General features: G+C 62.2%; 20 protein-coding genes. 8 read left to right on the forward strand and 12 right to left on the reverse strand.

The annotated features are described in order from the left end of the window. Positions 1-70: 70 nt before the first annotated feature. The 12 genes from ACFQDL_RS27315 to ACFQDL_RS27370 form a co-directional block, all read right to left on the reverse strand. The gene (locus ACFQDL_RS27315) at positions 71-1549 is read right to left on the reverse strand and encodes an aldehyde dehydrogenase family protein (RefSeq protein WP_379911745.1); all 1479 of its coding nucleotides are present in this window, start codon (positions 1547-1549) and stop codon (positions 71-73) included. A gap of 90 nt (positions 1550-1639) precedes the next feature. After that, positions 1640-1972, reverse strand: a complete 333-nt coding sequence (locus tag ACFQDL_RS27320; RefSeq protein WP_379911746.1) for an FAD-dependent oxidoreductase — start codon at positions 1970-1972, stop codon at positions 1640-1642. 41 nt (positions 1973-2013) lie between these two features. After that, positions 2014-2955 carry an NAD(P)/FAD-dependent oxidoreductase gene (locus ACFQDL_RS27325; RefSeq protein ID WP_379911747.1) on the reverse strand — a complete coding sequence of 314 codons (942 nt, stop codon included), beginning with the start codon at positions 2953-2955 and terminating at the stop codon, positions 2014-2016. Positions 2956-3217: 262 nt separating this feature from the next. Then, positions 3218-5185 (reverse strand): acetate--CoA ligase, encoded by a 1968-nt coding sequence (acs, locus tag ACFQDL_RS27330; RefSeq protein WP_379911748.1) that lies wholly within the window; start codon positions 5183-5185, stop codon positions 3218-3220. A 205-nt stretch (positions 5186-5390) separates the two neighbouring features. Next, positions 5391-6383 (reverse strand): ornithine cyclodeaminase family protein, encoded by a 993-nt coding sequence (locus tag ACFQDL_RS27335; RefSeq protein ID WP_379911749.1) that lies wholly within the window; start codon positions 6381-6383, stop codon positions 5391-5393. Between the two features lie 24 nt (positions 6384-6407). Then, positions 6408-7397, reverse strand: a complete 990-nt coding sequence (locus ACFQDL_RS27340) for a threonine ammonia-lyase (RefSeq protein WP_379911750.1) — start codon at positions 7395-7397, stop codon at positions 6408-6410. 365 nt (positions 7398-7762) lie between these two features. Continuing rightward, positions 7763-8173, reverse strand: a complete 411-nt coding sequence (locus ACFQDL_RS27345) for a helix-turn-helix domain-containing protein (RefSeq protein WP_379911751.1) — start codon at positions 8171-8173, stop codon at positions 7763-7765. A 64-nt stretch (positions 8174-8237) separates the two neighbouring features. After that, positions 8238-10061, reverse strand: a complete 1824-nt coding sequence (locus ACFQDL_RS27350) for an ABC transporter ATP-binding protein (RefSeq protein WP_379911752.1) — start codon at positions 10059-10061, stop codon at positions 8238-8240. A gap of 1 nt (position 10062) precedes the next feature. Then, positions 10063-10359: an ABC transporter permease subunit gene (locus ACFQDL_RS27355; protein ID WP_379911753.1), complete on the reverse strand. Its 297-nt coding sequence runs from the start codon at positions 10357-10359 to the stop codon at positions 10063-10065. Continuing rightward, a complete protein-coding gene (locus ACFQDL_RS27360; protein WP_379911754.1) occupies positions 10305-10982 on the reverse strand; it encodes an ABC transporter permease in 678 nt (225 codons plus the stop codon). The genes ACFQDL_RS27355 and ACFQDL_RS27360 overlap by 55 nt, the downstream gene beginning before the upstream one ends. Then, the gene (locus ACFQDL_RS27365) at positions 10979-11818 is read right to left on the reverse strand and encodes an ABC transporter permease (protein ID WP_379911755.1); all 840 of its coding nucleotides are present in this window, start codon (positions 11816-11818) and stop codon (positions 10979-10981) included. Before ACFQDL_RS27365 ends, ACFQDL_RS27360 begins: the two co-directional genes overlap by 4 nt. Positions 11819-12013: 195 nt before the next feature. Continuing rightward, positions 12014-13636 (reverse strand): ABC transporter substrate-binding protein, encoded by a 1623-nt coding sequence (locus ACFQDL_RS27370; RefSeq protein WP_379911756.1) that lies wholly within the window; start codon positions 13634-13636, stop codon positions 12014-12016. A gap of 586 nt (positions 13637-14222) precedes the next feature. Between ACFQDL_RS27370 and ACFQDL_RS27375 the strand changes: the two genes are divergently transcribed. From ACFQDL_RS27375 to ACFQDL_RS27410, 8 genes are all read left to right on the forward strand, one after another. After that, the gene (locus tag ACFQDL_RS27375; protein ID WP_379911757.1) at positions 14223-14612 is read left to right on the forward strand and encodes a GNAT family N-acetyltransferase; all 390 of its coding nucleotides are present in this window, start codon (positions 14223-14225) and stop codon (positions 14610-14612) included. Positions 14613-14635: 23 nt separating this feature from the next. Next, entirely contained in the window at positions 14636-15103 is a 468-nt protein-coding gene (locus tag ACFQDL_RS27380; protein WP_379911758.1) for a GNAT family N-acetyltransferase, read from the forward strand. A 266-nt stretch (positions 15104-15369) separates the two neighbouring features. Then, positions 15370-16971: an N-acetyl-gamma-glutamyl-phosphate reductase gene (gene argC, locus ACFQDL_RS27385; protein WP_379911759.1), complete on the forward strand. Its 1602-nt coding sequence runs from the start codon at positions 15370-15372 to the stop codon at positions 16969-16971. 21 nt (positions 16972-16992) lie between these two features. Beyond that, positions 16993-17220: a hypothetical protein gene (locus ACFQDL_RS27390; protein ID WP_379911760.1), complete on the forward strand. Its 228-nt coding sequence runs from the start codon at positions 16993-16995 to the stop codon at positions 17218-17220. A 465-nt stretch (positions 17221-17685) separates the two neighbouring features. Further along, a complete protein-coding gene (locus tag ACFQDL_RS27395) occupies positions 17686-18894 on the forward strand; it encodes an ABC transporter substrate-binding protein (RefSeq protein WP_379911761.1) in 1209 nt (402 codons plus the stop codon). After that, positions 18849-19127, forward strand: coding sequence for a hypothetical protein (locus ACFQDL_RS27400; protein ID WP_379911762.1), 279 nt, complete (start codon positions 18849-18851; stop codon positions 19125-19127). The genes ACFQDL_RS27395 and ACFQDL_RS27400 overlap by 46 nt, the downstream gene beginning before the upstream one ends. Further along, positions 19127-20062, forward strand: a complete 936-nt coding sequence (locus tag ACFQDL_RS27405) for an ABC transporter permease (RefSeq protein WP_379911763.1) — start codon at positions 19127-19129, stop codon at positions 20060-20062. The genes ACFQDL_RS27400 and ACFQDL_RS27405 overlap by 1 nt, the downstream gene beginning before the upstream one ends. Next, a complete protein-coding gene (locus ACFQDL_RS27410) occupies positions 20059-20802 on the forward strand; it encodes an ABC transporter permease (RefSeq protein ID WP_379911764.1) in 744 nt (247 codons plus the stop codon). The genes ACFQDL_RS27405 and ACFQDL_RS27410 overlap by 4 nt, the downstream gene beginning before the upstream one ends. The last annotated feature ends 13 nt before the right edge of the window (positions 20803-20815 follow it).

The raw sequence follows: 20815 nt of genomic DNA on the forward strand, positions 1-20815 counted from the left end.
AGCTCGCCCGAGCCCGATTCGAGTATATAGAGTATGACCGCAGTTGCCGCTGCAGTGCGGCGCCAGCGGACTATTCCGAGAAATCGACCAGCACGCTCTTGGTGCGCAGGTTGGCTTCGTACGCCTGACGACCGAGATCCTTGCCGATGCCGGAGCGCTTGTATCCGCCGGTCGGAATCACGAAGTCGGCCGTGCGCCCGTATCGGTTGATCCAGACGGTCCCCGCCTCGATGCCGCGCGCCAGCCGCAATGCACGACCGATATCCGCGGTATGGACACCCGCCGCCAGGCCATAATCGGGATGGTCGGCGAGCGCCAGCGCCTGCGCCTCGTCGTCGAATGTCTGCACGCTGATTACCGGGCCGAAGATCTCGTTCCTGATGGCTTCCATGTGCTGATCGACATCGGTCAGGATGGTCGGCTGGTAGAAGGCGCCGCCGTTACCCATCGAGATGCCCTGCCCGCCGGTGACGATCCGCCCGCCCTGGGCGGCGGTGCGCTGGACGATGCCGTCGATGCGCTCCATTTCCCGGCTCGAGATGATGGGGCACAGGGTCGTCTCCGGCTCCCAGGTACTTCCCGGTTTGAGTTCCGCGAAGATCGCGCTGAGCCGCTCGACAAACTGGTCCGCGATGGACTTTTGCACGATCAGACGCGAGCCGGCCACGCATACCTGACCGGCGTTCGTCGTGATGGCGCGCGCCACGGTGCGGGCCGTTTTTTCCAAGTCGTGCACGTCGGCGAAGACCACCTGCGGGCTCTTGCCGCCGAGCTCGAGCGTCACCGCCTTGGTGCCGCTTTCCGCGCAGGCCGCCATGATGGCCGCTCCGGTCCGGGTCGAGCCGGTGAAGGTCACCTTGGCAATCCCCGGGTGGCGACAGAGGGCATCGCCGGTCGTGCGGCCGTCGCCCTGCACGACGTTGAAAATACCTTTCGGCACGCCGGCCTCGACGGCCAGCTCGGCCATGCGCAGCACGCTGAAGGGCGTCATCTCGGAGGGCTTGAGCACCATCGCATTGCCCGCGGCCAGCGCCGGCCCCACCTTCCAGGACGTCGTGACCAGCGGGAAATTCCAGGGCACGACGGCGCCAATGACGCCGTAGGGTTCCGCGATCGTCATGCCGAGATGGTCGGCACGCGTCGAGGCGACCTCGCCGCCGATCTTGTCCGCCCACTCGGCATAGAAGCGGATGCCTTCGGCGGTAAAAGGTAGGTCCCAGCCTGCCGCGTCGCGGATCGGTCGCGTCGAGCCCAAGGCTTCGAGCGGCGCCAGTGTCTTGACGTCGGCTTCGATCAGGTCCGCCCAGCGCCGCAGGATGCGCGCGCGTTCGCGCGGCGCGCAGCGCGCCCAGTCGCTGTTTTTGAATGCGTTCCGTGAATCCTGCACCGCCTGGTCGACGAGGTCGGCGTCCGCCACCGGCAAGCCGGCATAGTTCACGCCGTCCGAGGGACGCTTCACATCGATGGTGTTGGAGCCGCCTTCGACATAGCGGCCGCCGATGAAGTGTGCACTACGGACGCTAATCCGATCCGGGTCAAAGCCTTGCATAAACAAATCCTCTCGAGAAATGGGTATAACCGGCACCGGCGCTGCGCGTCGGTTTGAATGAATGCGCGACTGTCAGGCCGTCCGGGTCCATCAGCGGCTGGCGCGCCATAGCGCGATGCGGTCCTGCATGCCATAGCCCCGAATGATGGCCGGCATGAACCACGGATTGCCCCGGTAGAGGGGCACGAAGGCCGGCGGCCGGAAGTCGAAGGCCGTGCGCGCCTGTGCGCTGTGACCCATCAGCTTGTGGGCGGCACGCATGCCGAGCCAGGGCGCCCAGACCACGCCCGAACCGCAGAAGCCGGTGGCATAGACCACGCCCTCCTTCTCGAAGAGGCGGGGCAGCATGTCGCGGTTCATCGCCACGTTGCCGAACCAGCTGTGCGTCAGCCGAACCTTCTCCAGTTCCGGGAAACGTTCCACCAGGCCATTGCGCAGACGCAGCGTCGGTTCCGCCGGATCGCCTACGCGGGAGCTGTCGCGCCCCCCAGCAGAATGCGCTTGCCGTCGGGCGAGGGGCGGTAATAGAAGCCCAGCTGGAGACCCTCGCCCATCATCATCCGCTTCGGCATCAGGTGAGCCATCACCTCGGGCGCGAGTTCCTCGGTGGCGATCATGCGGCTGCGCACCGGCACCAGGCGGCGGCGCAGGTAGGGACTCGCGCCATCGGTATAGCCGTTGGTACAGACCAGCACCTGCCGCGCCTGCACCGTCCCGGCCGTTGTCAGCACGCGGAAGCCGGCGCCGTCCCTTGCTATCGAAATCACCGGCGTGTTTGAATGGACGCGCACGCCCGACGCGAGCGCCACCCGCAGCAGCTCGGAGTGGAACTTGGCCGGATGCAGCCCGCCGATGTCCATCCGCACCGCACCGCCGCGGTAAAAGTCGGTGCCGATATAGCGGCGCTGTTCGGCATGCGGAACGGCGTAAGACTCGACCCCCAGTTTCTTCGCCAGGGCGTCTGCGCCACGGGCCATCGACCCGTACTGTTCGTAGCCGACGGCACCTCTGAACAGGCCGGTCAGCTGGAAGTCGCACTCGAGCCCCTCGGTCCTGATGAAGTCATACAGGAAGTCGCGTGCGACCTTGCCCTCCGCCTCGATGGCCAAGGCCTTGTCTTCGCCGAAGCGACGACTGAGGGTGGCGAAATCCGGCCGGATGCTGGCACTGGTAATGCCTCCGTTGCGCGATGAGGCACCCTCGCCCGGGTTCATCACATCGAAGGCCGCAACCGACCGCCCCGCCCGCGCGAGCACGAGTCCCGCCGAAAGCCCGGCATAGCCTGCCCCGACGATCAGGACGTCGAGTTTCGTGGCCAGCCCCAGCCCCAGCCGCGGCACCGGCTTGACGGGCGCCGCTTCCCACCAGTAAGCCGTGTTCTTTTCGGCGACTCTTAGCTCTCGCATTTAATGGACCTCTCGCTGAATATTCCCGCTACTGCTCAGATCGCGGCCGCAACTGCACTCGACAGATCGATCATTGAGCGGAGTGTACTGTCGAGTATGACCATTTCTGTGAGAGCGGATTTGCCGAAAGCCACCCCTCGGACAGCAGGAAGCATTGTAAAAAACACCCGTATTGGCATATCAGTCTACGTCTGTTGTTCGCTTCGCTCGGTGCGCCCTAAGGGGCCAGCCACGGGGTGCCGGATAAATGCAAGGCGCCCCCTCACGTCCGATTCAGGCGCTTTTCGATCAGGTCGTCGACCACGCTCGGATCCGCCAGTGTCGAGGTGTCGCCGAGGCTGCCGAAATCGTCCTCGGCGATCTTGCGCAGGATGCGGCGCATGATCTTGCCGGAACGGGTCTTGGGCATGCCCGGGGCGAACTGGATCAGGTCCGGCGAGGCGATCGGGCCGATCTCGCTGCGCACCCAGTTGCGCAGCTCCTTCATTAGCTCATCGGACTGCTCGAAGCCGGCCTGCAGCGTGACGTAGACATAGATGCCCTGGCCCTTGAGGTTGTGCGGATAGCCCACGACCGCGGCCTCGGCGACCGCCGGGTGCGCCACCAGCGCCGACTCGATCTCGGCGGTGCCCATGCGGTGGCCGGAGACGTTGAGGACGTCGTCGACACGACCGGTGATCCAATAGAAGCCGTCCTCGTCGCGACGGGCGCCGTCGCCGGTGGTGTAGCAGCCCTTGAAAGTCGAGAAATAGGTCTGCACGAAACGCTCATGATCGCCCCAGATCGAGCGGCTCTGGCCCGGCCAGGAGTCCTTGATCACCAGGTTGCCGTCGACGGCGCCCTCGAGTTCGTTGCCCTCGTTATCCACCAGCGCCGGCTGCACGCCGAAGAACGGACGGGTGGCGGAACCCGGCTTGGTATCGGTCGCGCCCGGCAGCGGCACGATCATGATGCCGCCGGTTTCGGTTTGCCACCAGGTGTCGACGATCGGGCAGCGCCCCTGGCCGACCACGCGGTGGTACCATTCCCAGGCTTCGGGGTTGATCGGCTCGCCGACCGAGCCGAGCAGCCGCAGGCTGGACAAGTCCGAATCGCCCAGCACGTCCTCGCCCTTCTGCATCAGCGCACGGATCGCGGTCGGGGCGGTATAGAACTGGTTGACCCTGTGCTTCTCGATGACGCGGCCGAAGCGGCTGTTGTCCGGATAGCTCGGCACGCCCTCGAACATCAGGGTGGTGGCGCCGTTGGCCAGCGGGCCGTAGACGATGTAGCTGTGGCCGGTGACCCAGCCGACGTCGGCGGTACACCAGTAGATATCGCCTTCCTGGTAGTCGAAGACGTATTCGTGGGTCATCGACGCATAGACCAGGTAGCCGCCGGTGGTGTGCTTGAGCCCCTTCGGCTTGCCGGTGGAGCCGGAGGTGTAGAGGATGAACAGCGGATCCTCGGCGTTCAGCTCCTCGGCCGGACACTCGACCGAGGCCTGCTCGGTGATGTCGTGGTACCAGAGGTCGCGGTGATCGTGCCAGGCCAGCTCGTCGCCGGTGCGCTTGACCGGGTGGCGCTCCACGACCACGACCTTCTCGCAGAACCTGGCGGCGGCCGGGTCGGTCAGGGCCTTGTCGACATTCGCCTTCAGCGGCACGACCTTGCCGCCGCGCAGCGAGTAGTCGGAGGTGATAACGAGTTTGGATTCGGCGCCCTCGATACGGTTGGCCAGGGCTTCCGGCGAGAAGCCGCCGAACACCACCGAATGCACGGCGCCGATGCGGGCACAGGCCAGCATCGCCACGGCAGCTTCCGGAATCATCGGCATGTAGAGGGTGACCACGTCGCCCTTCTCGACGCCCTGGGCCTTGAGTGCATTGGACAGACGGCAGACCCGCTCGTGCAGGTCGCGGTAGGTGATCTTCTCGTCTTCGCTGGGGTCGTCGCCCTCCCAGATGATCGCGACCTGGTCGCCACGGGTTTCCAGATGACGGTCGAGGCAGTTGTAGGCGGCGTTCAGGGTGCCGTCCTCGAACCAGCGGATATCGACGTTATGGGGATCGAAGGACGTATGCTTGACCCTGGTGTAGGGGGTGAACCAGTCCAGACGCTTTCCGTGCTCGCCCCAGAAGGCGTCCGGATCCTTGATCGATTGTTCGTACATCGCCTGGTACCTGGCGTTGTCGATGTGCGCCTTGGCGGCGAATTCCGGATCGACCGGATAGACCTTCACTTCACTCATTTCTGGTATCCATGATTGGCTTGGCTGGCCTATTAACCAGGCTGACAACCAGGTTCCCTAACTATTTGTCAGCAACGCCACAAAAGCTGACGCAAGTGCGCGGACATGCTGGCTTTTGTGGCGTTCGCACTGGCCTGCGGCCAATGATGAAGCACCCCTGCTTCATCTATTAACGCTCCAGGTTAATAAAAAGCGCCAAGATGTGTTATTTGAAAAACTCGTAGTAGGTACCGAGCCCCTTATCAAGGGCAGCCTTGTACAGCATGGCAACGGTTACATTGTCTTGAATCGCCATACCAACGGAGTCGAATATGGTGATCTCTTCCGGATTCTCACGACCGCTCTTTCTTCCCAGCAAGATCTCACCAATCTCCGCATGAATATCCTCAGGCCTGATCAATCCATCCTTGACAGGATGCTGGGTATCGCCGTATTTGATGCAAAGCTCGACAGAGTCGTTGACCACTTTTGCCTCTTTGAATATATCGGCATCAAGCTCCTGCTTGCCCTGCATATCGGAGCCGATAGCGACAATATGTGTACCAGGCTTTACCCAGTCTTTTTTGACGACGGCGCCTCGATGGCCGCGTGTGACGGTTACAACGACATCGGCCGCTCGAACCGCCTGCTCCGCGGTTTCGCATTTCTGGATATCAAGGCCCGTTTCGGCAGCCATTTCCCGTACGTAGGCATCGAGCTCATCCGAAGAGGCATTCCAGACAAGCACCTTGGTAAAGTCCCTTACCCTGATAATGGCTCGCAACTGTCTGCGTGCCTGGTTTCCGGCACCGATAATACACAGCGTTCTCGCATCCTCTCGCGCAAGATATTTGACCGATATGGCACCCGCGGCAGCGGTACGGCAGCCGGTAATCCAGGTGCCGTCCATAATGCACTTGAGCGCACCGGTATTTGCCTCGAAGAGCATAACGGTGTTCATACCGGTCGGCAGGCCCAACGCGGGGTTTTTATAATATCCGCCGGCGGAGGACTTCAGGGTTATATAGCCTCCATCCAGGTCAAGCCCCGCCTTGAAATCGATACAGGCATGTGAGTCGGGCAGCTCTACGCCCATGAAGTCCGGCTGAATGACCTTTCCGCTGTTGAATGCTCTGTAGCCGTTTTCAACCGCCGTTAATACTTCGTCCAGGTCAAAGACCGCTCCCACTTCATCCTTGTTCAACAGCAACGTTTTCATATTCAACCCCTTACCGATGCCTTGTCAGAAAATGCCTTTCACATGTTCTCCCTTAAGGAGACTTCCGATCCTGTCCAGGTCCCAATTTCCGGAGGTCAGTACCACACAGACCTTTTCATCCGGACGAGTCTCCACGAGACCCGCTTGCAAAGCGGCTATTCCCACGCAAGAGGAAGGCTCCGCTATGAGCTTGGCGTCATTGGCGACAACCCTTACCGCTTCTTCAATCGCTTCTTCGGAGACGGCAACGATATCGTCCACATACTTCTCGATAATGGGATAGGGGTTGTTTCCGGGCCAATCGCACGCGAGACCGTCGGCGATGGTTTGCTTGACCGTCACCCGGGTCCGTTCGCCGTTCTGTCGGCTTCGATAGTAGGGACAGCAGGCTTCAGCCTGAACGCCAATGACCCTGATATCCGGTTTCGATTCCTTTATGGCGGTGGCAATGCCTGAAATAAGGCCACCCCCGCCAATCGGGACGAGCACGGTATCTACATCCGCCAGATCCTCCATGATCTCCAGGGCCATGGTGCCTTGACCGGCCATGACATCGAAGTCTTCATAGTTATGGACGATGGTGTAACCATGCTCCTCGACCTCGGCATGCACCTTCTTCCAACGTTCCGTATAGGAGCGATCCCATAGAATGACATTGGCACCCATTGAGCGGGCATTTTCGACCTTCACCAATGGCGTATCTTCCGGAACGATGACCGTGGCGGGAATACCCAGCAGCTGTCCTGCATAAGCGCATGCCTGACCATGGTTGCCCGATGAGCTGGTGACAATTCCTTTATTCAGCTCCTCCTGAGTCAAGGACAGGATTTTACTCAAGGCCCCTCGCAGCTTGAACGCACCCGTTATCTGAAGCATTTCCGGCTTGACATAGACCTGGCAGCCCAACGCCTTATCCATCTTGCTTTCTCTGAGCAGTGGCGTACGACGAATATAGGGCCGGATGCGCTCTGCCGCTTTTTTAATATCCTCGAGCGTTACTGTTGTTCTTTCCATTATCCCCTCCTGATTGTTTTGTTCATCGCGCTTTAGCGGGAAGAAGGCATCAAACGTAGGATGGGTGGAGCCGTTATGGCACTCCGTTGTCGGTAGGCAACGCGGGTAGTGCGGCGCAACCCATCAATGACTTCAGCTTCCGCAGTGCTGAGGTGCCCCCCAAGATGGGTTACACGACGCCCTTGCGGCCGCGGGATCGGATATCCCGTTCCTCCGCGTCGTTTCACCCATCCTACGAATTTGGCGCCTGGCTTCCCTCCAATCTGCGAAGAGCCTGATTTTTTGTGATTCTAAGGAACTACTAGATATTCCAGGTGACGGTCGAGGCAGTTGCAGGCGGCCGGTGTTCGAGCCCGCGGACCAGTTCATTGTCCTGCCGCCTGCAGACAGCGGCTTCTGTATTGCCGCGGCGTCATGCCGCACAGACGCTTGAAATGCCTCGCCAGGTGACTCTGGTCGAAGAAGCCGACCTCGCTGGCGATGTCCGTCGGCCGCTGCCCCTGCTCCATCATCGATTTCGCCTGCCGGACCCGCACCAGACAGACATAGCGATAGGGAGAGACACCGAATCGCTGGCGGAACTTCTTGGCGAGGCTGAAACGCGTCAGGCCGACGCGTTCCGCCAGATCGTCGAGATTGATCGGCTCGAAGAAGTTTTCATCGATGTAGTCCCTGGCCATCGCGATGGCCTGTGCCGTATCGAATTCGAATCGAGAGCCCCCGGGCACAGGGCTGCAATCTTGCCATACAGAAGAATGGTCGCCTTTGTCGTTCATCTTCAACGTCCTCATACCAGAGTCATCGGTGGCCGGGCCCGACCGGCCGGACACCGGCCTGTCTTCAGCCGTTTGCCGCCAACACCGGTGCCGCCACCTCGAGTCGACGCAGTTCGACGTCGCTGTGGTGACAGAGTATTTCGTTGCCTTTGTCGAGCCGGGCCCGCGGCGGCGGCAAGGTGTTGCATTTGCCATCGATGCGGACCGGGCAGCGATCGAGAAAAGGGCACAGGTCCACCGCCGAAGAGGCGGCAGCGATCGATGGCAGCACGCCCCGCCCGGCCCCCGTCTCCTCGAGCCAGCCCTGATGCATCTCCGGCACCGAATCGATCAGCAGATGGGTATAGGGATGGAAAGGCGGCGCCTGGAACGTCGAACGCTCGCCCTGCTCCACCTTGGCACCGGAATACATCACCACCACCTCGTCGCAGATCGCCCGCACCGTGCTGATATCATGGCTGATGAAGAGGTAGGAGACGTTAAGCTCCCGCCGCAATTCCGCCATTAATTCGAGGATGGCGGCACCCACCACGGTATCCAGCGCCGAGGTCACCTCGTCGCAGAGAATCAGTTCCGGCTCCGCAGCCAGCGCCCGTGCCAGGTTGATGCGCTGCTTCTGGCCGCCCGACAGTGCACCGGGCGAGCGCTGCGCAATGCTCGCCGGCAGATGCACAAGATCCAGCAGTTCGGCCACCCGCTTGCGTCGCTGCGCGCCCTTCATGCCGTGATAGAAGCTGAGCGGGCGCCCCAGGATATCTTCGATACTGTGCCGCGGATTCAGCGCCGTATCGGCGTTCTGGAACACGTACTGGATCCGCCGGAACTGGTCGCGGGTCCGCCCGGCCAGGGTTCCGCTGAGCGGTTCACCGTCCAGCAGAATCTGCCCTTTCGAAGGCTCGACCAGGCCGGCAATGGCCCGCGCAACGGTGGTCTTGCCCGACCCTGATTCGCCGATGACCCCAACAGTCGCACCGCGACGGACCTTAAGATCAATATTCTCCAGTACCCGCTTTTTGCCGTAGCAGACCTCGAGGTCGCGCACGTCGAGTATCAGGTCCTCGTCCGGGTCGTTCGCCGCCACCCTGTCCTCGGCCGGGCGTGCGGCCGGTTTCATCGCCGCCAGCAGGCTGCGGGTATAAGGATGCTCAGGGGCTTCCAGGATCTGCTCGGTGGGGCTGTTCTCCTGGATTTCGCCGTTGCGCAGCACCACGATGCGGTCGGCCATCTGCGCCACCACCGCCAGATCGTGCGAGACGTAGACCGCCGTGGTGTCGAGTTCACGCACCACTTCCTTGAACGCCCGCAACACCTCGATCTGCGTCGTCACGTCGAGCGCGGTGGTCGGTTCGTCCAGGATCACCAGCGCAGGATCCGTGATCAACGCCATCGCCGCCATCAGCCGCTGCAGCTGCCCGCCGGAGACCTGGTGCGGATAGCGGGCGCCGATGCGCTCGGGATCCGGCAAGGCCAGCGCCCGGAACAGCTCGACGGCCTTGGCCTGTGCCTGCGGCCGTGACAGGGTGCCATGGATCAAGGCGCTCTCGATCACCTGGTCCATGATGGTCTTGGACGGGTTGAAGGCCGCGGCCGCGCTCTGCGCGATATAGGCCACGGTGCGCCCGCGCAGCTTTGCAAGCTCCGCATCGGACAGCTTGAGCACGTCGACATCGCCGACCCGTACCGAGCCGCCGACGATATGGCAGCCGGAGCGGGCGTAGCCCATCAGCGACAGTGCTATGGTGGTCTTGCCGGAGCCGGACTCGCCGATCAGCGCCAGTACCTCGCCTTTCCTGAGGCTGAAATCGACACCGTGCACGATCGGCAGATCGACACCCTCTTCCGTACGCGCCGCCACGCGCAGACCGCTTACCTTGACAATTTCGCTCATATCAGTTCTCCGTCCCGCGTTTCGCCCGCCCGCCGAGGCTGTCAATGAGCAGGTTGACCCCCATGGTCAGGGTGGCGATCGCAATCGCCGGCGCCAGCACCGCCGGGGCTCCGATTCCAAGCGCCTGGATGTTCTCCCGTACCAGCGAACCCCAGTCGGCATCGGGCGGCTGCACGCCCAGCCCGAGGAAGCTCATTGCGCTGAGCAGCAGCACGACGTAGACGAAGCGCAGGCCGAAGTCGGTCAGCACCGGACGTAGCATGTTCGGCAGCACCTCGACGAAGATGATGTACGGCATGGCTTCACCCTGGTGCGCGCAACCTGGACATAGTCCATCGTCATGACGTTGACCGCGAGTGCACGCGCGATACGGTAGGAACCCGGCATATAGGCGATGGCGGCCATGACGATCAGCAGCGGTACCGAGGAACCGAACGAAGCCACCATGATGAGCGCGAATATCTTGTTCGGGATGGCGATCAGGGCGTCCTGGCAGCGGCTGATGGCACCATCGGCCCAGCCGCCGGCGGCGGCCGCCACCAGCCCGAGCACCACACCGGACAGACAGGCAAGGGACGTCGCCAGCAGCGCCACGCCGAGGGTGTAGGGCGCTCCGTTCAACAGCCGGCTCAGGATATCCCGCCCCAGGTAGTCGGTACCCAGCGGGAACTGCAGGCTGAGCGGACCGAAGACGTCGTCGCTGACCAGACCATTGGCATCATAGGGCGCGACCCAGGGGCCGATCAGTGCCATCAGCAACCAGAAGCCCACGAGCAGCAGCCCCAGGATACCGCCGATGGACGGCAGCCGGCGGCGGCGGCGAGGTGCGTCGGCCGGTGCCGTTTCTTCCAGCAATTCTTTTTCCGTAGCGGCCGGTGCCGCCAGGTTCGGCGAAGTCGGTGGAATGATATTCGGATTCATTTGCGCAGCCTCGGGTTGGATACGATTGCACAGATATCGGCTACCAGCACCAGCAGCAGAAAGCCCAGGGAGAACAGCATCACGCACGCCTGCACCAGCGGCATGTCACGCGTGACTACGCCGTTTATCATCAGCGTCGCGATGCCCGGATAGTTGAAAATCGACTCGACGATCACGACCCCGCCCAGCAGATACGACAGGCTCAGTGCCACGGCATTGGCGATCGGCCCGACCGCGTTCGGCAGTGCGTGCCGAAGCACCACCCGAATCGGCCGCGCGCCCTTGAGCACGGCCATTTCGACATAGGGGGCGCTGAGCTGATCGATCACGGCCGCCCGCGTCATGCGGGCCATCTGCGCGACCAGCACGCAGCACAGCGTCATCACCGGCATGGCATAGACACTGACCAGTTCAGCGAAAGATTCAACCTCGACCGTGCGCGACAGCGCCGACAGCCAGCCCAGCTTGACCGCGAAGATCAACACCGCGATGGTGGCGATCAGGAATTCGGGAACCGAGACCGCGAACACAGCCGCCATATTGGTGTAGCGATCGAATGCCGAACCGCGGTACATCGCCGACAGAATGCCGATCGTCAGCGCCAGCGGCACCGAGACCAGGGCGGTTACCGCCGCCAAAGCCAGGGACTTGGGCAACCGGTCGGCGATCATCTCATCGACCTCCATGCCGTTGACCAGAGAAGTGCCGGGATTGCCGGTAATCAGGCCTCCGAGCCAGTTCAGGTAACGCAGGTGTATAGGCTGGTCCAGGCCGAGCTGGGCGCGCAACGCCGCCACGGCTTCCGGAGTCGCCGCCTGGCCGAGTTGTTCCTGCACCGCATCCCCGGGCAGCATGCTGGTGAGAAAAAGACCACCAGCGAGACGATAAGCAGCGTGAGCACTCCGATACCCAAACGGCCGATTACGAGCCGTGCAATAGTGCTGTTCATACTTCACCCTTTTTCAATGCCCCCGGGCGTCGCCTCGACGCACGGGGCCGCTTTATTATCGAGCTGTCGTTATGGTATTCGCTCAAGCTTCCAGCCAGACGTGTTCGGCGAACATGTAGCCCATCAGGCCGCCGAGCGGGTGCGGGGAAAGACCTTTCAGCTTGGCATTGTGCCCATCAAGACTGCTGTTAAACTGCGGAATGCCGATACCGCAGTGCTCATGCACCAGCACCTGCATGTCGGCGTAGAGTTGCTTGCGCTTGACGCCGTCGATCTCGGCCCGGGCCGCGAGCAACAACTGGTCGAACTGCTCGTTTTTCCAGCCCGACTCGTTCCAGGCCGCATCGGACTTGTAGAACAGGCTGAACATCAGGTCGGCGGTCGGGCGCGCGCCAATGTTGGAGAAGTGCAGCGGGTGCTTCATCCAGTGATTGGACCAGTAGCCGTCCGCCGGCACCCGCTTGATGTCGAGCTTGAGCCCGATCTGCTGACCGGAGAGCTGAAGCAGCTGGGCGATATCCAGCGAGCCAGTGGCGGCTTCGGAAGCGACGATGGGCAGCGATCGTCCGCTCAGACCGGCCTTCTGCAAGTGAAACTTCGCCTTTTCCGGGTCGTACTCACGCTGCGGCAGACCGGCGTAATAGTACTGGTGACTGGGCGCGATCGGCTGGTCGTTGGCAATGGTGCCGAAGCCGCGGAAGGCGACCCGGTTGATCTGTTCCCGATCGAGCAGATGCTTCATCGCCAGCACGAAATCCGGATTCTGGTTCGGCCCCAGGTCGTCGCGGATCACCAGATTGGTGTAGCCACCGGTCGCGGATTCCATCACCTTCGCATTGGCGGTCTCGGTGATGCGCGGTACCGAGCGCGGATTGACCGGGTTTATGAGGTCAACGTCTCCGGCCAGCAAGGCGTTGATGCGGGCCGCTTCGTCCGGGATCGAGAAGAACTCGATTTCGTCGAGGTAGGGCTGCCCCGGTTTCCAGTAGCTGTCGTTGCGCACCGCGACCGAGCGCACGCCTGGCTGGAATTCCGCGCACTTGAACGGGCCGGTGCCGTTGGCGATGGCGAAATTGGTGGTGCCGTCGCGCAGGATCAGGAAATGGGAGGTGGCGAGAATCGCCGGCAGGTCTGCATTCGGACTGGACAGCCGGACCTGCACCTCGTGCGGGCCCGCAGCTTTCACCTCCTCCAACTGCTGGGCGACGCCGAGCACTTTCGAAGCGGTTTGCGGATCCTTGTGTCGGTTCAGCGTATAGACGACGTCGGCCGAGGTCAGCGGCTTGCCGTCGTGGAAGACGACATCCTTGCGCAGCTTGATGGACCAGGACATGGCATCGCTCGTATCGAACGCCTCCGCCAGTGCCATTCGCGGTACCAGGAATTCGTCGAGCGTCGTCAGGCCGTTGTAAAACATGAAGTGACGGCAATAGTCCGTGTAGTTCCCGCCGCGCGCCGGATCGAGGGTGTCGGCAGTCGAACCGGTCGCGCTGGCGACCTTGATTCGCCCACCGCGCCGGGGCGCCTGGGCATAGACGGATGTCGCACCGGCCATCAAGCCACCGGCGGTCGCGGCCAGGACGGTACCGGCCGCCAGCCCCCGCAGCAGATCACGACGCGAGACACCATGACCGGACACCTCTCCGACTTTTCCCGCCAGGCCCGAAGCGTCCTGATCACCCCATTTGCAGCCCTTATTCTTCATGCTATTGCCTCCATGAATCTGTTTATTATCGCACTAGCCATTGTTATGTCGGCCAGCGCCTCTGCCCTGAAGGTGCTACCGCCACCCCGATTCGGAGCGCATCCCGAGGGGATACGGGCCAGCTATTCGAACCATTACATCACCAACGAACAACGCTTTTGCCTCGTTTTGCCCCTGCTCGAGCGCAGAATCATCGGTATTGGCCGCTCCTCGCGGTAGGAACCACTGCACATCAACCCGACCTCCCGACAACCTGGCCGTCGCTCAGACCTGGACGAACAAACGGAGGGCCGTTAGATGCTCCCCAGGATGTAACCGAGGCGATTGACCTGACCTGCAACCGATGAGTCATGCATTAACCCGCCGGACCAAGAACAGCATAATTCGGATCGCGCAGACTATTGTTCCGTCCCGACAGCCCTCTGCGATATAAAGTCGTCATTTCGTTTCACGCCGCAACGCTTGATACCGCCCCTCCCCACGCAAGTCGCCACCGCCTCGACACGGCAAGAACGTCCTAGCAATGAGATTTCGTCGATGCCAAACTGGCAGCCCGCACACAGCAGAACCTGATCTGGAGATTCAAGTGTCCAACGAGACGTCAAAGCGCCTGCAAACCTATGAGCTGACGCTGAGAGACCTTCAGGACAACGATATCGACAAGCTGCATCAACTGTCGGTGGGTGTCGGCTGGCCGCACCGGCCGGATGACTGGCGCCTGCTGCTCAAGCTCGGCAAGGGATTTGCCGCATGCGACAAGATTGGGCGGGTCGTCGGCTCGGCGATGTGGTTTCCGATGGGGGTCGACTTCGCCACCGTCGGCATGGTCATCACCTCGCCACGCCTGCAGGCGCTGGGAGGCGGTCGCTGGCTGATGGACCACGTGCTGCAGCAATGCGATGGCCGGCGCCTCCAGGTCAATGCCCCCGCGCGGCCTATCGTCTGTTTCATGATGCCCTTGGCTTCAAGGCGGTAGCCGTCGTTCACCAGCATCAGGGCGTGGCGGTCGATCCCGGCGCGATTCCGCTGCCGGCCGATACCCGAATCCGCGCGCTGGAAGCAACGGATCTGGCGGACATCGCCCGTCTCGACCAGGACGCCTTCGGCGCTGACCGAACGGCCACTCTCTGTGAACTTCTCGAGCATTCCAGCGGCATGGTCCTGGAGCGCGACGGCCGTATCGCCGGTTTCGCGCTGTGCCGCCGCTTCGGCCGCGGTCATGTCGTAGGGCCGGTCGTCGCCAGGGACTGCGCCGATGCCATAGCGCTGACCACCCCCCATGTGGCGACGCATGCAGGCAGCTTTCTCAGGGTCGACACCGCTCAGTCAGAGGGCGGCTATACGGAATTCCTCAGCCGCTGCGGAATGCCGGAATTCGACCAGGTCACCACCTTGTCTCTGCCCCCAAGAATGCAGGCCGACAGCGGGGTCCACACCTTCGCGCTCGCCAGTCATACACTCGGCTAGGCCGTACCAGGGGGCACGCAACAGGCGACACAACCTCTATGAATGCCCCCGCCGGACCCCGGGGGCGGCCTTTATCGACGAACCCTGTTGGATATTCTGCCGAAAAAGCACGCCGTATCGGCAGCTTTTGGCGTCAGCTCCGTCTCGCTCGAACATTAGTACCGTATATTTTCCTTACCACGATCAAGCAGCCCCGGCGGCAAGAACGTCCTAGTAATCCCCTATATCAGGCGCCAGAGTAACAAGGGTCTACGGAGGAATTCTTTATGCCAATCCAGAACCTTGAAACCGAAATTACCTACCGGCGCATGCTGGACAGCGACCTGCCCGCCGCTCACCGGCTTTCCCAGGCGGTTCGCTGGCCGCACCGACTCGAAGACTGGCAGTTCGTTTTCCGTCTCGGCAACGGCTTTGTCGCCGAGCGTGACGGCGAGGTCGTGGGTACGGCTCTGTGCTGGAGCCAGGGCCAGCGGTTTGCATCGCTCGGCATGATCATCGTCTCGCCCGAGGCGCAGGGCAAAGGCATCGGACGCGCCCTGATGGAGTCCGTCCTCGGCGAAATCGGCCAACGCAATACCTTGCTGTACGCCACGCCTGCCGGGCAGCCACTGTACGAGCGGCTCGGTTTCAAGCCCATCGGCATGGTCCACCAGCACCAGGGTACCGTCGTGCAGCCCGAAGTCGTCGCGCCTCCGACCGGCGAGCGTATCCGCCCGCTCGGCGTGAACGACCGCGCCAGACTGATCGAACTGGCAGCGGGCGGTACCGGCATGCCCCGTGCCACCGTCCTGAACGAATTGCTCCGGGTCGCCGAGGGCGTCGTCATCGACAGCTATGGCGAGCTCGTAGGCTTCGCCCTGATGCGCCGTTTCGGTCACGGTTACGCGATCGGCCCGGTGGTCGCGCCCGATGCCGAAAGGGCCAAGGCAATGATCAGCTACTGGGTCGGCGCCCGAGTCGACTCCTTCGTGCGTATCGACGTCCACGACTCGAGCCAACTGAGCCCCTGGTTGAACGAACTCGGCCTCGTGCAGGTCGACTCTGTCGTCGCCATGGTCAGGGAGAGGCACCGGAGCCGGCCCCCGGCCTGCAGCAGTTCGCCATCATCAATCAGGCTCTCGGCTAATCGGAGGGCCCCGTCGCGCAGCGGGCAAGACTTCGAACAGGAAACAGTTGTGAAGAAAATCTTTATCGACGGCGAAACGGGTACCACCGGGCTGCAGGTACGGCAACGCCTGCAGCGCCACCCCGGTATCGACATCCTCAGCATCGACCCGGCCGACAAGCGAGATCCAGAGGTCAAACGCCGCCTCATGCAGGCGGCCGACGTCACCGTGCTCTGCCTGCCCGATGACGCCGCCCGGGAAAGCGCCTGCCTGGCCGCAGAAGCGGGCTGCCGGGTGCTGGACGCCAGCACCGCGCACCGCACCGCCAGCGGCTGGGTCTACGGCCTGCCGGAGCTGGCGCCGGAGCAGCGGGCGGCGATCGCCGGCGCCCGCCAGGTGTCGAATCCGGGCTGCTATCCGACCGGCGTGGTGCTGCTGCTGCGTCCACTGCTGGCAGCAGGGCTGTTGCCGACCACCGGCTTCTTCGCGATCAATGCGGTGTCGGGCTACAGCGGCGGGGGCAAGAGCATGATCGAGCGCTACGAAGGCGACGGCGATGGGGCGCCCCGCTTCGCCGCCTACGGTTTGGACTTCTCGCACAAACATCTGCCGGAGATACAACAGTGGTCGGGTCTCGCCCGGCAACCGGTATTCATACCCAGTGTCGGCCATTACGCCCAGGGTATGCTTGTTTTCATCCCAGTTCATACGACCGAGGGAATCTCCGTTGCTCAGTTGCATTACCATTTGATGCACACCTAATTAGCCGAGCCTTTCGTAAAGGTGACCCCTTTCAATGAAATCTCCGACGCATCGGCCCCCTTCGTAACACCCCACGGTCTGGAGAACAGCAATCGGATCGAGCTGTCGGTCTTTGGTTCGCAGGACCCACGCTCGGGTCTGCTCGTGGCCAAACTCGACAATCTCGGCAAGGGCGCCTCGGGCGCAGCCGTGCAAAACCTGAACCTGATGCTGGGATTCCCGGAGCACCTGGGGGTCGATCTGAACTGATACGCCGGTGCCCTGCGCACCGGTTTCGCCATGCTATTATTAATCCAGTAGCGATTTCCGAGATTGCCAGGCTTGGCCGGGACGGCGCAGGGGCACGCTGGCCGGTGCTGCGTCCCCATCACAACTCTCCCCTCCCCGCTGTGGGCGGCTTTAGTCCATCCCCGACCGCTCTGAGCGCACAGTAGTTTGTTGCCGGTAAAAAAAACGAGGTCCTGGCTGGCGCCTTCGCATTCAGAGCGCTTACGGCTGCGCGGCGTTAATGACTGCAGCCAAAGGTTATATTTTAGCCCTCATTCAATAGGTACGGTGCCCAGTTTTTACCGATCCACCCAAAGAGAAACCTCAATGCTCGCAAGATTGCTGTTCAGCCAATGTTTGCGCCGGAAATACGCAGGGCTTATAGCCATGCTTCTTCTGGCGGGCTTGCTCAACAGCTGCCAAACCGAAAACGAACAAAAGCCGCTTATGATTGGCGGCCCTTTCGAATTCACCAGCCTGGATCCGGCCAAGGACGGCTATATCTACCAACGCCTCCAGGTGGCCGAAACCCTGCTTGATGTGGATGCCCAGGGCGTGCTGCGGCCGGGACTGGCAAAGGCCTGGGCCGTCAGCGACGACCGCCTGAACTGGCGACTGGACTTGCGGCCTGACGTGACCTTTCACGATGGCAAGCCGATGGATGCCGATACGGTGGTCAAAAGTCTCGCTATCGCCCGCGCCAAGCCGGGGCCATTGAGCAAGGCACCTGTGCTCGCCATCACCGCCTCCGGTTCGCACCAGGTCATCATCGAACTGAGCGAACCCTACAGCCCGCTGGGCGCCGTACTGGCCCATTATTCCACCCTGATATTGTCGCCGGCAGCCTATGCGGCGAACGGCTCGGTCAACGTCCTTTCAGGCAGCGGACCCTACCGTCTCTCGCACTATGCGCCACCGCACAAACTTCATATCAGTCGAAACGACCAGTACTGGGGCGCAAAGGCAAGAATCGAAGAGGTGCGGTATCTCACCGGTCATCGGGCCGAAAGCCGCGCCTTGCAGGCGCGCAGCGGCCAGGCGGACATCATCTATACGCTGGACGCCTCAAGCCTGAAAAGTCTCTCAGCCTCCAACCATCTCAGGGTACATTCGGAGCTGATTCCCCGGGTCATTCTGCTGAAGCTCAACAGCGGCCATCCCTTTCTGAACGATGTCAGAGCCCGGCGGGCACTCAGTCTGGCGCTTGACAGGGCCGGCATCGCCACGAGCATCGTCGGCGTACCGGGATCCCAAGCGAACCAGCTCATCCCGCCGTCACTGCGCGACTGGCACCTCGACTCGCTCGCGCCGGCCGAACGGAACCCGTCCGAGGCACGCCGCCTGCTGGCCGAGCTCGGCTGGACACCTGGCGCATCAGGCATACTGATCCGTGATGGCCAACCCTTCAAGCTCAGGCTGATCACCTATGCGAACCGGCCGGAGCTGCCCTCCATCGCCACCGCGATACAGGCGCAGCTGGTCGAGATCGGCATCGCCGTCGAGGTCGAGATCACCAACTCCAGTGCCATCCCGTCAGGTCATCAGGACGGCTCACTCGAGATGGCGCTCATCGCACGCAACTTCGGCGTTATCGCCGACCCCTGGGAGTCATGCTGGCGGATTTCGGCGAAGGCGGCGGTGACTGGGGCGCCATGAACTGGCATCATCCGGAAGTCCATCGCTTGCTGACGGAACTCGGAAGCGAGCAGCGGGGACCTACCTATCACCGCAAGGCCCAGCACGTCGCGCAGCTGCTGGCCACCGAGCTGCCGTTGATTCCCGTCACTTTCTACACCCAGCAGACGGCGGTCAACACGCGGGTCAAGGGTTTCCGCTTCGACCCACTGGAGCGCAGCTACCACATCGCTGAAATGGAGCTGCAATACTGATGGGCAGGATCGTATTGCACCGTTTCGTCCAAGCGTTGATGGTGGCCTGGGGCGTCGGAACCCTGACGTTCATTCTGCTGCGTTCATTGCCCGGCGACATGGCCTTCCGTATCGCTGCAGGACGCTACGGCTACGACGCTGTCGACAGCGCCGCGGCCGAGGCGGTGAGAGCAGAACTGGGCCTCGATCGTCCGGCCCTGGAGCAATATCTCGACTGGCTAGCCGACCTGCTGCAGTTCAATCTGGGCAACACCCTGGTCAGCGGCGCCCCCGTCAGCCTGGAACTGCAGCACCAGCTCGGCCATTCCCTGCTGCTGGCATCTGCGGCCCTACTGTTGTCGGCGGTTATCGCCCTGCCACTGGGTATTTACTGCGCTCTGAAAAGTCACGGCAAACTCGATCTTGCGAGCCTGATCGCTTCCGCCCTTCTCAGGGCGCAGCCGGTGTTCGTAATCGGGCTGCTCCTGATACTGGCCTTCGCATTGCAGCTTGGCTGGCTCCCTGTCGCCGGCTTCGGCACGCCGGCGCATCTGGTCCTGCCCGCCATCGCCCTGGCGCTGAGCCTGGCTGCCGTCTCCAATCGCGTGATTCGCAACAGCACCTATGACGTATTGCATTCGGCCTATTTCGAGTTTTCCCGGATCAAGGGATTGACGGCATGGCAGACCTTCTTACGCCATGGGGTACGTAACATAGCAGTACCGGTCGTCGCTTTCATGGGCATCCAACTGGTGGGGCTGATCGAAGGCATCGTGATGATCGAATCCCTGTTTTCGTGGCCCGGGATCGGGCACGGTCTGGCGCACGCCATCTTTTCTCGCGACATCCCCATGATTCAGGGTGCCGCCCTGACGATGGGACTGATCTTCGTTTTTCTGAATACGTTGGTCGACCTGCTATGTCACTGGCTCGATCCGAGAGGTAACCGAGAATGAACACAGATTCGAAACGTCTGACAGCCTCGCAATGGGCCGGCGCTATCATCCTGGGCACACTTGCCACCTTTGCCCTGCTCGAATGGCTTCTGTTCGACCGGAATCCGGCCCAGCAGCAACTGGACGCCGTACTTGCGTTGCCCAGTTTGGAAGAGCCTCTGGGTACCGATCAGTTCGGTCGCAGCATGCTGGCCCGGATGGGCGCTGCGGTCCGGCTATCCTTCGCTCTCGGCCTGCTCTGCGTAATGACCTCAGCCCTGGTCGGCGTGCTGCTGGGGGTCTGGGCTGCTTGGCGGGGAGGCTGGGCAGACCGGTTGATGGATATCCTGCTGAACACGCTGCTCGCCCTGCCGGGGCTCGTTCTGGTGCTGCTGCTGGTCGCACTGGTACCGGGTTCCTTCGCGATGCTGTATTTCGCCATCTCGATGGTGCTCTGGGTGGAATACTACCGCGTCGCTCGCGCCGTCACCCTTACAGTGGTTACGGGCCCCCAGATGCAAGCATCGAAACTGCTGGGGTTCGGTCGCTGGTATCTATTCAGACGGCATATCTGGCCCACCGTCGCACCGCCAGTGCTGGCACTGAGTGCCTTCGGTGCCGGCAACGCCATCCTGGCGCTGGCCTCGCTCGGCTTCATTTATGTAGGCCTCCGCCCTCCGACGGCCGAGCTTGGACTGATGATGGTGGAACTGTTTCCTTACTATAGTGAAGCCCCTGGATCCTCGCTCAGCCGCTGGTAGCCGTGTTCATGCT

It is taken from the genome of Marinobacterium aestuariivivens, assembly GCF_042661465.1.
GTDB lineage: Bacteria > Pseudomonadota > Gammaproteobacteria > Pseudomonadales > Balneatricaceae > Marinobacterium_A > Marinobacterium_A aestuariivivens.

Excerpts from the sequence above, each read along its gene's own strand:
- ACFQDL_RS27315 (WP_379911745.1), bottom strand. The coding sequence starts at position 1,549 with ATGCAAGGCTTTGACCCGGATCGGATTAGCGTCCGTAGTGCACACTTC.
- ACFQDL_RS27325 (WP_379911747.1), bottom strand. The coding sequence starts at position 2,955 with ATGCGAGAGCTAAGAGTCGCCGAAAAGAACACGGCTTACTGGTGGGAA.
- acs (WP_379911748.1), bottom strand. The coding sequence starts at position 5,185 with ATGAGTGAAGTGAAGGTCTATCCGGTCGATCCGGAATTCGCCGCCAAG.
- ACFQDL_RS27335 (WP_379911749.1), bottom strand. The coding sequence starts at position 6,383 with ATGAAAACGTTGCTGTTGAACAAGGATGAAGTGGGAGCGGTCTTTGAC.
- ACFQDL_RS27340 (WP_379911750.1), bottom strand. The coding sequence starts at position 7,397 with ATGGAAAGAACAACAGTAACGCTCGAGGATATTAAAAAAGCGGCAGAG.
- ACFQDL_RS27345 (WP_379911751.1), bottom strand. The coding sequence starts at position 8,173 with ATGAACGACAAAGGCGACCATTCTTCTGTATGGCAAGATTGCAGCCCT.
- ACFQDL_RS27350 (WP_379911752.1), bottom strand. The coding sequence starts at position 10,061 with ATGAGCGAAATTGTCAAGGTAAGCGGTCTGCGCGTGGCGGCGCGTACG.
- ACFQDL_RS27355 (WP_379911753.1), bottom strand. The coding sequence starts at position 10,359 with ATGCCGTACATCATCTTCGTCGAGGTGCTGCCGAACATGCTACGTCCG.
- ACFQDL_RS27360 (WP_379911754.1), bottom strand. The coding sequence starts at position 10,982 with ATGAATCCGAATATCATTCCACCGACTTCGCCGAACCTGGCGGCACCG.
- ACFQDL_RS27370 (WP_379911756.1), bottom strand. The coding sequence starts at position 13,636 with ATGAAGAATAAGGGCTGCAAATGGGGTGATCAGGACGCTTCGGGCCTG.
- argC (WP_379911759.1), top strand. The coding sequence starts at position 15,370 with ATGCCAATCCAGAACCTTGAAACCGAAATTACCTACCGGCGCATGCTG.
- ACFQDL_RS27395 (WP_379911761.1), top strand. The coding sequence starts at position 17,686 with ATGATTGGCGGCCCTTTCGAATTCACCAGCCTGGATCCGGCCAAGGAC.
- ACFQDL_RS27400 (WP_379911762.1), top strand. The coding sequence starts at position 18,849 with ATGCTGGCGGATTTCGGCGAAGGCGGCGGTGACTGGGGCGCCATGAAC.
- ACFQDL_RS27405 (WP_379911763.1), top strand. The coding sequence starts at position 19,127 with ATGGGCAGGATCGTATTGCACCGTTTCGTCCAAGCGTTGATGGTGGCC.
- ACFQDL_RS27410 (WP_379911764.1), top strand. The coding sequence starts at position 20,059 with ATGAACACAGATTCGAAACGTCTGACAGCCTCGCAATGGGCCGGCGCT.